The sequence below is a fragment of the Pseudoduganella ginsengisoli genome (genome assembly GCF_009720865.1).
GTDB classification, from domain to species: domain Bacteria; phylum Pseudomonadota; class Gammaproteobacteria; order Burkholderiales; family Burkholderiaceae_D; genus Rugamonas; species Rugamonas ginsengisoli.
On the sequence record NZ_WNLA01000007.1, the window covers coordinates 142,261 to 154,651 of the forward strand.

Here is a 12,391-nt window from a genome sequence, read left to right on the forward strand (position 1 = left end):
CGCCTCCTGTCAATGCATGGGTGCAGCGGTAAGCGACTGCACCTGCCGCGCGCCCGGCGTCACCAGGATGGTCTTGATGCAGTGATCGAGCTTGCCGGAAAAAATATGGTACGCATCCGACACTTCTTCGAGTGGAATGCGGTGCGTGATGATGTCGCTGGGTTTCACGTTGCCTGCGCGGACATGCTCGATCAGGCGCGGCAAGTGGCGCTTGACGCTGGCCTGGTTCATGCGCAGGGTCAGCCCCTTGTTCAGCGCATTGCCGATCGGTACCGCATTGAACGTGGGCCCGTAGACGCCGACAATCGACACATTGCCGCCCTTACGCACGGAATTGATCGCCCAGTGCAGCGCCGTGGCGGAACCAGCCTGCATCATCGTGTACAGGCCGGTCAAGGTTTGCGCGGCATTGCCGGCCGCTTCGCAGCCGACCGCGTCGATGCACACGTCGGCGCCGAGGCCATCGGTCATGCGCTTGATGTGCAGCGCCATGTCCTGTACTTCGCGGAAATTCACGACTTCACACTGCGCAAAGCGCTTGACGAATTCCAGCCGGTATTCGACGTGGTCGACCACGATAACGCGGCCGGCGCCCATCAGCCACGCCGACTTGGCGGCAAAGATGCCGATCGGCCCGGCGCCAAACACCACGACGGTGTCGCCCGCGTCGATGTCGCCCATTTCCGCTGCCTGGTAGCCGGTCGGGAAAGCGTCGGTCAACAGCACGGCGTCGTCTTCGTCGATATCATCGGGAATCACGGTCGGCCCGACGTCGGCCATCGGCACCCGCACCAGTTCCGCCTGGCCGCCGTCATAGCCGCCGGCCGTGTGCGAATAGCCGAAAATCGCGCCCACTGCCGTGGCTTCCGGATTCGTATGGTGGCAATTGCCGTACAGTTCACGTTCGCAAAAGAAGCACGCGCCGCATGCAATATTGAACGGCACCAGTACACGGTCGCCGGGCTTGAGCTTTTGCACGTCGGGCCCGACTTCTTCGACAATGCCGGTAAATTCATGGCCAAACGTGCTGCCGACGCGTGTATCCGGCACCAGGCCGTGATACAGGTGCAAGTCCGAGCCGCAAATGCAGGAGCGGGTGACGCGCACGATGGCGTCGCCCGGGTGTTCGATATGGGGGTCGGGTTTGTGGGCGGCACGGACACGGTAGGGACCGCGGTAATCCATCGCAAGCATAAGTCCTCCTCAGCAGTGATCCAGGGATGACGCTGCCATAAGCCGATGGCAGGGCCGGAATCATCGAGCTTAGAGAAGAAGCGCAGCACCGAATGTGCGCGGACGCACGCAGGCTGTCGTTCGCGCGGTCAAGCGGCGCCATGGCCACGGTGCACCCGCGCGCACGACACCACGCCGGCCAGCAGCAGCGCCAGCGCCACGCATTCCAGCGTAGCCGGCCAGCGCTGTTCCCACAGGTAGCCGTACAGCATGGCAAACAGGGTTTCAAACACGATCATTTGTCCCGTCAGCGCCAGCGGCAGCACGCGGCTGGCGTGGTTCCACAAGGCGTTGCCCGCCACAGAACACAGCACGGCAACACTGGCCACCAGGCCGATAAAAACGCACCACTGCTGGGCTGTATGCGCCATCGGGGCAGCCAGTGAAGCCGGAACCAGCAGCAGCGCCTCGGCGCCCGTGACAACGCCTGTCAGCAAGCTCCAGTCACCGGCCGACACGGAATGCAGCCGCGCCAGCCAGCGGCTGTTCTGCACAGCGTACGCAGTCCACGACACCAGCGCCCCCACGGCGCACAGCAATCCCGTCATGGAGCCCATGCCGCCGGCCGACAGCGATTGCCACGCAACACACGCCAATCCAGCCACGCTCAGCGCCACGGAAGGCAACAGCCGCCGTAGCGGCGCCGCACCGGCATGGCGGCTGCCTGCCAGGGTCACGGCCACCGGCAGCAAGCCGATCACCAGCGACGTCATGGCGACACCGCCCCGTTGCACAGCATTGGCGAGGAACACGTAATACAGGATATTGCCGAGAAAACTGAGCCACAGCAGCGCCCACCATTCGCGTCCCGTGAGCCGCGCTGTCAGCCTGCGCCATGAAGGCGCCACCAGGATGGCGGCCACGATGCCATAGGCGAGATAACGCCCGGCGGACAGTTGCACAGGCGCGAAGTCCGGCGCCAGCCGGGGTGCGATAAAGACCAGGCCCCACATGGCGCCTGCGGCGACGCCGGCCATGAGGCCGGAAGCCATCCCCGGCACCGAGGTATTGAAAGAATTCGTCGTCGATTGTGCTCCGGCCATCATGCGTCTCCCTGAAAGCAGGGATGTTGGCCGGATTGCGCGTGCCATTCCTGTCGCGTTCTACTGCGTTTTTGTCAAATTCTCCAGCATGCGCTTGCGGTACGCGGCAGGCGTGGTATCCATGGCCTGGCGCATGGCTTTGGTCAGCGCGCTCTGGTCGGCAAAGCCCGCTGCCAGCGCAATGTCCGCCACCTGCCGGCCACTGCCGGCCAGCCACGTGCACGCGTATTCCAGCCGCTGTTGCAACAGCCACGCGTGCGGTGTGGCGTCGAGTTCTTCGCGGAACAGCGCATGCAGCCGGCTGACGCTGACGCCGGCGCAGCGCGCCATCGTATCCGTGGTCCATGGCAAGCCCGGTTCGCCCTGGATGCGGGCCAGCAACGCCGCCAGCCGCGATACCGGCTGCGGGTCCACCAGCGCCAGCGTATCGAGCAGCAGGGGCAGCCAGCCTTGCAGCACGGCCGGTGGCGCCGCATGCTGTTCCGACATCATGCCGAGGTAGTCAATCAGTTTGCGGGCGGCAGGGCTGAGCGTCATGAACGGTTGATCCAGCAGCCGCGCCCACATGCCGTGCGTCATGGCGCCGGCATCCACATCGAGGATCAGCGAACGGTTGCTGACGGCGCTGCATTGCGCATGCCACGCGCCGGGCGGCACCAGCGCGCCATGCACGGGATCGAGCCGTCCCGCCTTGCCTTCAATGTCGAGCCGCACTTCGCCCGCCACGGGCAGCACCAGCTGCGCGTAGGCGTGGCGGTCCGGGTCTTGCAGCGCGCCATAGCTGCGCTGGTGAAGGGCAAGGGTGGGAATCATGGTCCCATGAGTCTAGCATGATGGCCGGCCGGGGACCGTGACGGCGGGTGCAGCGGCCCTCTCCACTTTATCTGCCGCACAAGGCTTCAACCGCGCCACCCCCAGCATCACGAGCGCCAACCCGCCCAGCTGGTAAGCCGACAACGCTTCCCCCAGCAGCGCCCAGCTGGCCACCACCGTCAACACCGGCCCGAGGCTGCCAAATGCCGCCGCCTGGGCCGCCCCCATGCGCTGGATCGCCAGCGCCATCCAGTACACCGGCAATGCCGTCGACAGCACCGCCATCAGCCCCGCATTCCACCACACGCCCGCAGGCAATGACAGCAAGGCAGAAGGGCGGCCCGCCATCCAGTAATGCGCCAGCACCAGCAGCGACGACGCGCCGCCGGCCAGCCCCGTCAACCGCATGGAGCCAATACGGCCCACCATGGCGCCCGTGCCGAGGTAATACAGCGCATACGTGACGGCGCTGGCAAACACCCACGCGCCACCGAGCCACACATGCGCGCCTTCCGATGCGGCGCCCGCGTCATGGATAAATGCAATGGCCAGCCCCGCATAGCAAACCGCCATGGCCTGCGCCACGCGGCCGGACGGCATGGCGCGGCGGGCGATGGCCTGGAACACCAATACCAGCGTTGGATACACGTACAAGATCAGCCGTTCCAGTCCCGCGCTGATGTATTCCAGGCCATAAAAGTCGAACAGGCTGGACAGGTAGTAGCCGAACAAGCCCAGTAACAGGATATGCACGATGTCCGCGGCGCTGAGCGGCGCCTTGGGCGTATCCCTGCTCAGCCACACCAGCCATGCAAACAGCGGCAGCGCAAATCCCATGCGCATCGCCAGCAGGGTCAGCGCATCGACCGGACCGGCCGCATACCCAAGCTTGACGAACACGGCCTTCAGGCTGAAGCCAGCCGCGGACAGCACGGCATACAGCCGCCCATCATGGAGCCAGGTTTGCAAGGGGATGGGTGCGCGTTTCATATCAGACCTCCGTGATCGAGCCTTATTTTGGCGCGAAGCAAAGTTCGCTAGAATGCTTGTTTCACATACCCACCCTTCTCGTAGGGAGAAACCCCATGCATTTCGACCTGGTGGACTTGCGGCTGCTGGTGGCCATTGCCGATGCGGGCAGCCTCAGTAAAGCCGCGGCAGCCTTTCCCATCGCGCTGTCCGCCGCCAGCAACCGGCTGCGGCATTTTGAAGAGCGCTGCGGTTTAACCATCTTCCAGCGCCATGCGGACGGCATGGACGCCACGCCGGCGGGCCGCCTGGTGCTGGACCATGCGCGCCACGTGCTGCAAGGCGTGGAAGGGTTGAAGGACACGGTGCGCGATTTGACGGGCCAGCGCCGCATCACGTTGCGGCTGGCCGGCACCACCGTCGCCAACAGCACGTTTTTGCCTGCCGCACTGGGCCCGTTCCTTGGCGATTACCCGGAAGTGGATTTACAGCTGGTGGAACAAAACAGTACCGACGTGCTGCATTCCGTGCAAACCGGCCTGGCCGATATCGGCGTCCTCGATGGCAATGTGGCCACCGGCAGCGTCACGTCGCTGCCATTCCGGCACGATAAGCTGGTGCTGCTGGTCCCGGCCGGCCACCCGCTGGCGCACAGCCGCGCCGTGCAATTGAAAGATGCGCTGGACTATCCGTTCGTGTGCCTGCCGCCGGAGCGCGCCATGCAGCGCTTTATCGAAGACATGGCCCGGCAAAATGCGCGGCCGCTGAAGATCCGCGTGCGGGCGCCCAGCTTTTCCGCCATCGCGCAACTGGTGGCGGAAAAAGCCGGCATCGCCATGCTGCCGGAAGTGGCTGCAGCGCGCTATATCCACGATTTGCCTGTCACGACGGTGGCGCTGGATAACGCGTGGGCGACACGCGAGCTGCGCATCTGTATCCGTGCGTGGGATACGCTGTCGACCCATGCGCGGCAGCTGGTGCATTACCTGTCCGGCGCTTCCAGCACAGGCCGCACGCCGCTGTTATCGTCAAAGTCATAGCCCACGTTGCCGAAGTAGACTTGCAAGTCATCTGACACCGGCAATGCCGTCATTGGCCTGGGCAGGCGCCCCCATGCCTGCGCACAATGTAAGCGCATGTAAAAGGCGGCAACACCCCGGCGCAGGATACGTACTCTAGATGCAATTCTTCCAAGCATCAGGAGCTCGTTATGACCAAGGCCATACTCTTTGCCGCCGCCGTGCTGCTGTCCGGCTGCGCCGCTGTCTCCACCACCGGTACCGCCGCTCTGCCAGACGGGAATGTCAGCTATGCACTGGTGGGACCGGCCAGCCCGGGCAATCCTACCGTGGTTTTCCAGTCCGGCCTCGGCGATGGAAAAGTCGTATGGAGCCAGGTACTGCCTGCCGTTCAGCAGCATGCGCAGGTATTCGCCTATGACCGCCCCGGCTATGGCGCCAGCCGCATGATCCCCGGGCCGCGCGATGCATGCACCATTGCAGCGGAAGAGCGGCGTGTATTGCAAGTGGCAGGCGTGAAGCCGCCATATCTGCTGGTCGGCCATTCGCTGGGCGGTTTGTACCAGTATGTATTTGCGAAGATGTATCCGGCCGACGTGGCAGGTATCGTGCTGCTGGACCCGACGCATCCGCGGCACTGGGAAACCCTGCAGCGCGACATGCCCACAACGGCTAGCGCCATAAAAACCATGGGTAGCGTCATGTTCCAGGCTGCCATGCGCCGGGAGTTCGATGACCAGACCGGCTGCCTGAACACCATCAACATGGCAGCGCCGCTGCATGTACCAGCGCGAGTCCTCATCAGCACGGAAACCAGCATGCTGATGTCCGCATCATTCAAGGAATCCGTCGATGGCCTCAGCGCGGACTGGGCCCGCATGACGGGTGCTGCCCGTGCCGAACCCATCGCCAAATCCGGCCACTACATCCAGCGCGAACAGCCACAGGCCGTCATCGACGCCATTACTGCCGTGTTGCGCTGATACGGCACGCGGCCTTTTACAGCGAGAAATCGTACGACACGTAATCCTGTTCCAGCTCCCAGCCATTGGCTTGATATAGCTGGCGCGCAGTGGCATTGTCCACGGCGGTCGACAACGTCAGCGCCAGCGCACCGTACTCGCGGGCAACCCGCTTGGCGTATTCCAGCAGTGCCGTGGCCACGCCGGCGCCACGTGCTTCAGGCAGCACGAACAAGTCATTCAAGATGAATTTCTTGCGCATCGAGACGGACGAGAAAGTGGGATACAACTGGCTGAATCCCACGCACGCGCCCGCGTCGTTCCGCGCCAATAAAATCACGGATTGCTGATGGGTCATGCGCTTGGACAGGAAACGTTTTGCCGCATCCAGGTCGGATGGTTTGCCATAAAAAACCCGGTATTGGTCAAACAGGACGGCAGCTTCGTTGACGTTGAAAATGGTGGCGATTTCGACAGGCATGCTGGATTCCGGACAAGTGATTGATCATGCCATTTTAGCAAGTGCCTTGTTTTTTCGCAGGGAACCAGTCATCACCACCGGCCGCGTCCCCGTATTGGTCAAACAGACATGCAGAAAAATCGATACATGTTATCTGGATGGCTGAATTCCCAATATATCGGCGGGCCGCTATAGTCGGCCGGCATGGAGAAGGGGAACCAGATGACCGATGACTGCCGCTACCTGCGCAGCGCAACGACGCGCGAGAAAACCGTTCCCGCCGTGCTGATGCTGGCCGCCATCGCCGCCGTGGCGCTGAACTTGCGGCCATTCATTACCGGCATTGGCCCGCTGGCCGCCGATATCGGTGCGCAGACGGGCCTGGATTTGCAAGGCTTATCGCTGCTGACCCTGGTGCCGATGCTGCTGATGGGCGTGTTTGCCTTTGGCGGCCCCTTCCTGCAAGCGCGCATCGGCGCGCGGCGTTCCATCATTGCCGCGCTGGCCTTGCTGGTGCTGGGGTCGATGCTGCGGCTGTACACGACGGCGGGCTGGCAAATCGTGGGCACCGCTGCCTTGATGGGGCTCGGCGTCGCCGTGATCCAGGCCGTCCTGCCCGGCATTATCAAGCGGCAGTTTCCAAAGCACGTAGGCGTTGTCATGGGGCTGTATTCCGCCATGCTGATGGTGGGCGGCGCACTGGGCGCGCAAATGGCGCCACGGGCCGCCAACGCAGCCAGCGACTGGCACGCAGGGCTGGCGTGGATGGCATTGCCGGCCGCCGCGGCGCTGGCGCTGGCCGCCTGCAGCCTGCCGCGCGATACCGGCACGCAGCCGGGCCATCTGGCCGTCATGGATTACTTGCGCAAACCCCGCGTGTGGCTGCTGATGGTTTGCTTCGGCTTGATGAATGGCGGCTTTTCCACCGTGGTGGCCTGGCTGGCGCCGTTTTACCGCGAACATGGCTGGAGCGCCGCCGCCAGCGGCAGCCTGTTCGCCATCATGTCGGCATGCCAGGCGTGTTCCGCACTGCTGCTGCCGATCCTGGCCCGCAAGCATCAAGACCGCCGCCCGTGGCTGTGGCTGACGATGGGGCTCCAGGCGGCCGGTTACGCGGCATTGGCATTCGTCCCTGACGTGGCGCCGGTTGCATGGGTATTGCTGCTGGGCGCGGGATTGGGCGGCTGTTTTTCGCTGTCGCTGATTGTCGCGCTCGACCATTTGCCAGACCCGGCCCAGGCTGGCGCGCTGTCGGCGCTGATGCAGGGCGGAGGATTCCTGATGGCGTCGCTGCCGCCGTGGATCGTGGCGGCGCTGCATGGCATGACGGGCAGCTATCTGGCCGGATGGCAGCTGCATCTGGCGTGCGTGGCGGTCGTGGCAGCGCTGTACTGGCGCATCAGCCCGGCCAGTTATGCGGCCACGATGCAGCCGGCGGCCCGAGCCGCGTAAGGCTGGCCATCAAAAGAATTTCGTTATCCGCAACTGCGAAAAATTCCCATGCCGGGCATTGCGGGACGCGGTGGTGGCCATGTACTGCAACGTCATCGCCGCATTCACCGGCTCCAGCCGCACGGTGTAAAACACGCCCGCATTGGTCGAGCGCAGCTTGCCGCTGCCCCAAGGATTCCCGCTGTCGGCCTGGTATTGCTGGACGCGCAAGCCGTTCAATCCCAGCACGCCCAATGAAGTCTGATAGCCTGCGGCCAGCTCCAGGCCGGCCCAGTTCCCGCTGCGTACATCATTGTCCCGGTTGCGGGTATTCACGGCCCACGTCACCTTGCCGGACAGCGCCACGCCGGCAACAGGCAGCCATGTTGCCTGCACTGCCGGCCGGAACGTGGTGTAATTGCCATAACCAGTGTCCGGCCCCGCCGCCGCGCTGTACTTACCGGTCGGGAGCACCACGGATGCCCCGGCCAGCACGCGCAACTGGTCCTGCACGTAGCGCCACCCAGCCTGCACTTCCACATCGCCCATACCGGTGGTTTCACCGCTTGATTCGCCAGCCTGTATTCCGATCTGCGCCTGGTACTGGCGATTGAAACTCGCCGTGACGGCGGCCCGCACGGGCGCCGGTATCGCCGGGCTCCAGTTCAGCGCCGGCGTCGCGGCCATGGCTTCGAAGCGCTGTGTTTTTTTAGCGAATGGGACGTTCAGCAAAAACGCCAGCCGCCCGCCGCCATAGTGTTCTTCAGTGATGTAAGCCAGTCCCAGATTGGCCTGCTTTTGCGTGCCCGTACCGGCAACCTGCGCCACGCTGGCGCTGTAAGCAGGGTATAAGGCGCTGGGCGTATTCGGCAACGGCACGGTCCCGCCGGGAATCGTGCGCGTCAGCGCCAGCCCGTTATCGCCCGTCACCCTGCTGTTTTCCATTGCGGTCAACGCCAGGCCGCCAGCCCAGCCAACCTGGTCGCGCGCGGCGAACAATTCGCCGCCGAGGTTGCCGGCCAGGTTGTACCGTAATTGAAAGTTGTCCGCTGCGGCCGCAGGTTGCGTTGCTACGCAAGCCGCAACAATGGCGGCCGCCGTGGTTTTCCAGGTGTGCATGTCGTCTCCGTTTCTGCGCGTTGCGGCCGGCATTGTCGGGCCGAAAAAGAGACTGCGCAAGGGGTGTCACTCCCCTTATGCGAAAGCCGTGTTACTGCTGGTTTTCCACAAACGCCTGGATCAACCGGTTAAATGCTGCCGGATTCGTCACGTTCATGCCGTGCGACGCGCCGGCGATGGTCTGCTGTTCCGCATGCGGCATCCACTCCACCAGCTTGTCGATATTGTCGCGGTACATGCGCGGGCTTTTTTCACCGTTGATCAACAGCGTCCGGCATGTCACTTCGCCGGCTGCCACGCGGCTATAGGCGGGCAGCGGATCGCGGAATTGCTTCGGCAGCGTGGCGGCATTGTCGATCGCCATGGTGCGGAAATTATTGGAACTCTTGCGCCAGATGCCGGGCATGCTGACGGAATCCACAAACATTTCCAGTCCCGCTTCCACGTCGCCCTGCTCGATCAATTCCGCAGCCTTGGCGCGTACGGCCAGGGTTGCGGCAGGCAGTACGGCTTCCGGCATGCCGTCGATTTGCAGCGGGCCGCCCGGATCGGCCAGCACCAGCGATTTCACGAGGTGGGGGTGCTGGCGCGCCAGCTGGAATGCCACGGCGCCGCCGCGCGAATGGCCCACCAGGTGCACGGGGCCCACGTTCATGGCCGTGATGAATTCCGCCAGTTCGTCCACGTGCGCCTGCCAGCTGAATTCACTGTGGGTGCGGGCGTCATCGGCCGGCCAGTAGTGGCTCAGGCTGGTGGAAACGCAGAAGAACTGTTTAGACAACACGTTGATCTGGCTATTCCAGTAGCGGTAGTCGCACAGGGAGCCATGCACGAAAAACACGGGTTCCCCAGCGCCGGACGCCACGTATGGCACGCGCATGCCGGACAACAGCGTGGCGAAGTACAGTTCAGGCGAAGCGAAGATGGATGGGTTGGTGCGTGCGTTCATGTGACCTCCTTTGCCACTACTATGCCCGACGTGTTAGCCTAAGAAAATCGCATAATATTGATTGCATCAATCAGTTTTTCTGATACCAACACCATGAAAGCACTCGACCTTGACGTTTTGACCATGCTGGTGGCCGTGGCCGACACGGGCAACATCACGCGCGCAGCGGAAGTCGTGCACCGCACGCAATCGGCGGTCAGCATGCAAATCAAGACGCTGGAAACCGCGCTGGGCAAGCCGCTGTTCGTGCGCAAGCCGCGCAGTGTGACGCTGACGCAGGACGGCGAAGTCTTGCTGACATACGCACGGCGCATGCTGGCGCTGCGCGACGAAGCGTGGGCCGCCATCGTGCGGCCAGACATCACGGGCCGCGTGGTGATTGGCGTACCGGACGATTACGCGTATTCGCTGCTGCCATCGATCTTGAAAAAATTCTCTGCCACGTACCCGAAGGTGCAAATCCAGGTGGTGGGACTGCCCAGCGTGGCGCTGGCGCCGATGGTCAAGGATGGCTCCGTCGATCTGGTGTGCGCCACGCGCGTCAAAGGCTTGTCGGGAGAGTTCATCCGCTTTGAACCCATGGTGTGGGCCGCCACGCCGAGTGCGAAAGATATCTGGCGCGAACGGCCGCTGCCGATTGCGGTTTTCCTGCCCGGCAGCGTGGCGCGCGAAAATGCGATCCGCAGCCTGGAGCGCGCCAGGATTCCTTACCGGACATCGTATGAAAGCCCCAGTTTGATGGGGCTGTTGAGCATGGTGGAAGCGGGACTGGCCGTGGCGCCGCTGGCGCGCTGCGCGGTGCCGGCTCACCTCAGCGTATTGGGCCAGGCACAGGGGTTGCCGGAAATTGGCGAGCTGGAGGTGATCCTCGCGCGCAGCAGCAAATCCAACCGGCCGCCGGTGGATTTCCTTGCGGAGAAAATCATGTCGGAATTGCGGCGCTGACGGTCTTACTTCAGCTGGCGCTGCACAAACGCCACCACGCGCTGGCGCGCATCGATTGCCGCTTTGCCCTTCTCGCTGAAATCAAAACCATGCCCTTCGCCGGGATACACCACCAGCTCCTGCGCCGCGCCCAGCGCCTGGGCTTGGGCATAAGCGGCTTCGCCATCCGCCAATGGAACCACAGTATCCCCGCTGCCGTGCAGCAGCAGCGTCGGTGGCAATGCAGTGATATCCGCATCCAACTCAGCGGTGCGCGGGAAGGCGGCGTACACCCCTACCAGTGCCTGTACGTCGGGGTTATTGGCCGCGCTGGCAATGGCCAGCCGGCCGCCCTGCGAAAACCCGAGCAGCGCCACATGGCCATCGGAACGCGGCTGCGCTTTGACGTTGTGGATGGCTGCACGCACGTGACCGGTCCATTTTTTGAAGCGGGCTGCATAAGCAGGGCCCTGGTCGAGGGTGCCGTCAGCGAGCGCACGCCGGTCGCTGTCGTCGTAATACTTGACGAAGTACACGTCGAGCCCCTGGGCATTGAGCATATCGGCATAGCGCTTGAAGGCCGGCATGCAATCGTCGATGCAGCTATAGCCATGCAGCATTACGGCAGACGCGTGCTTGCCGTCGCCAGTGGCGGGATAGAACAGCACGCCGGAATCGGCATTGGCGCTCGCATTAAAGGTCAACAGGATGCCGGCCAGCATGGCCAGCGCTTTGCGTTTGAAGTGGGTCATGGTTTTCCTGGATTGGACAAGTGCGCCAGGTAAGCGCACAGCATATCGGCCAGTGCATCCGCATAGGCCGTGATTTCTTCGCTGGTACGAGGCGTTTCTGAAAATTTCTGGCCGACGGCGCTCATGGCCGCCGTGACCAGATCCGCCGCGATGGCACGCGCGGCTTCGTCCACGCCGGGCAGCGCTTCTTGCATGAAGACTTGGAACATGCGGTCGCAAGTTGCTTTGGCTTCCAGCGCTTCCGGCGCGTCGCGGTAAAAGGGCGCCGCATCGTTGAGCGCAGTGCGGACATCCGCTTCCTCGCATTCCGACCGCACGAACGTGTGCACCAGCTTGCGCAACCGTTGCAACGGCGGCATGCGCGCATCCTGCAAAATCGCCGCCAGCATGGCAGTGGTTTGCCGCCATTCATCGCTCTGCAAGCGGAACAGGATCGATGCCTTGTTCGGGAAGTACTGGTACACCGAGCCCACGCTGACACCGGCCCGTTCCGCCACCCGCGTCGTCGTGAAGCGATGCGCCCCTTCTTTGGCCAAAACCTGAATAGCCGCCTGCAAAATCGCGCTGACGAGGTCATTCGAGCGGGCCTGTTTCGGCTTGCGGCGCGAGGAAATCCGGGAACTTGGGCGGTCGCTCATGGCGGGGACTGGGAACGCGAATATGAAATGTGAAGGATTCTTCATATTATTTCAGCTCTTACTTCAGAAAGGAATACCC

Annotated in this window: 13 protein-coding genes; 4 read left to right on the top strand and 9 right to left on the bottom strand. The window is 63.3% G+C overall.

What is annotated here, in order from left to right; all coding sequences use genetic code 11:
* Window positions 1-9: 9 nt before the first annotated feature.
* From GM668_RS13210 to GM668_RS13225, 4 genes are all read right to left on the bottom strand, one after another.
* The gene (locus GM668_RS13210) at window positions 10-1,194 is read right to left on the bottom strand and encodes a zinc-dependent alcohol dehydrogenase (RefSeq protein WP_155439425.1); all 1,185 of its coding nucleotides are present in this window, start codon (window positions 1,192-1,194) and stop codon (window positions 10-12) included.
* Between the two features lie 128 nt (window positions 1,195-1,322).
* Complete coding sequence (locus GM668_RS13215) at window positions 1,323-2,276, bottom strand: DMT family transporter (protein ID WP_371868695.1); 954 nt, start codon at window positions 2,274-2,276, stop codon at window positions 1,323-1,325.
* Window positions 2,277-2,336: 60 nt separating this feature from the next.
* Complete coding sequence (locus GM668_RS13220) at window positions 2,337-3,089, bottom strand: helix-turn-helix transcriptional regulator (protein WP_155439427.1); 753 nt, start codon at window positions 3,087-3,089, stop codon at window positions 2,337-2,339.
* A 12-nt stretch (window positions 3,090-3,101) separates the two neighbouring features.
* Window positions 3,102-4,079, bottom strand: coding sequence for a DMT family transporter (locus tag GM668_RS13225; RefSeq protein ID WP_155439428.1), 978 nt, complete (start codon window positions 4,077-4,079; stop codon window positions 3,102-3,104).
* A 95-nt stretch (window positions 4,080-4,174) separates the two neighbouring features.
* On the opposite strand from GM668_RS13225, the gene GM668_RS13230 reads away from it, so the two are divergent.
* Window positions 4,175-5,098 carry a LysR family transcriptional regulator gene (locus GM668_RS13230; RefSeq protein ID WP_155439429.1) on the top strand — a complete coding sequence of 308 codons (924 nt, stop codon included), beginning with the start codon at window positions 4,175-4,177 and terminating at the stop codon, window positions 5,096-5,098.
* 170 nt (window positions 5,099-5,268) lie between these two features.
* Window positions 5,269-6,060 carry an alpha/beta fold hydrolase gene (locus GM668_RS13235; protein WP_155439430.1) on the top strand — a complete coding sequence of 264 codons (792 nt, stop codon included), beginning with the start codon at window positions 5,269-5,271 and terminating at the stop codon, window positions 6,058-6,060.
* Between the two features lie 16 nt (window positions 6,061-6,076).
* Here GM668_RS13235 and GM668_RS13240 read toward each other — a convergent pair whose 3' ends face one another.
* Complete coding sequence (locus GM668_RS13240; RefSeq protein WP_155439431.1) at window positions 6,077-6,520, bottom strand: GNAT family N-acetyltransferase; 444 nt, start codon at window positions 6,518-6,520, stop codon at window positions 6,077-6,079.
* A 201-nt stretch (window positions 6,521-6,721) separates the two neighbouring features.
* Here GM668_RS13240 and GM668_RS13245 point away from each other — a divergent pair, with 201 nt between their 5' ends.
* Window positions 6,722-7,951: a cyanate transporter gene (locus tag GM668_RS13245; RefSeq protein WP_155439432.1), complete on the top strand. Its 1,230-nt coding sequence runs from the start codon at window positions 6,722-6,724 to the stop codon at window positions 7,949-7,951.
* Between the two features lie 9 nt (window positions 7,952-7,960).
* Here the strand turns inward: GM668_RS13245 and GM668_RS13250 are convergent, their stop codons facing one another.
* Complete coding sequence (locus tag GM668_RS13250; RefSeq protein WP_170305626.1) at window positions 7,961-9,049, bottom strand: transporter; 1,089 nt, start codon at window positions 9,047-9,049, stop codon at window positions 7,961-7,963.
* Between the two features lie 91 nt (window positions 9,050-9,140).
* Window positions 9,141-9,998 carry an alpha/beta fold hydrolase gene (locus tag GM668_RS13255; RefSeq protein ID WP_155439434.1) on the bottom strand — a complete coding sequence of 286 codons (858 nt, stop codon included), beginning with the start codon at window positions 9,996-9,998 and terminating at the stop codon, window positions 9,141-9,143.
* A 93-nt stretch (window positions 9,999-10,091) separates the two neighbouring features.
* Between GM668_RS13255 and GM668_RS13260 the strand changes: the two genes are divergently transcribed.
* A complete protein-coding gene (locus GM668_RS13260; protein WP_211923385.1) occupies window positions 10,092-10,943 on the top strand; it encodes a LysR family transcriptional regulator in 852 nt (283 codons plus the stop codon).
* A 5-nt stretch (window positions 10,944-10,948) separates the two neighbouring features.
* Here the strand turns inward: GM668_RS13260 and GM668_RS13265 are convergent, their stop codons facing one another.
* Both GM668_RS13265 and GM668_RS13270 read right to left on the bottom strand, forming a co-directional pair.
* Window positions 10,949-11,674: a dienelactone hydrolase family protein gene (locus tag GM668_RS13265; protein ID WP_155439435.1), complete on the bottom strand. Its 726-nt coding sequence runs from the start codon at window positions 11,672-11,674 to the stop codon at window positions 10,949-10,951.
* On the bottom strand, window positions 11,671-12,312 hold the full coding sequence (locus tag GM668_RS13270) for a TetR/AcrR family transcriptional regulator (RefSeq protein WP_155439436.1): 642 nt from the start codon (window positions 12,310-12,312) through the stop codon (window positions 11,671-11,673). The genes GM668_RS13265 and GM668_RS13270 overlap by 4 nt, the downstream gene beginning before the upstream one ends.
* Window positions 12,313-12,391: the final 79 nt, after the last annotated feature.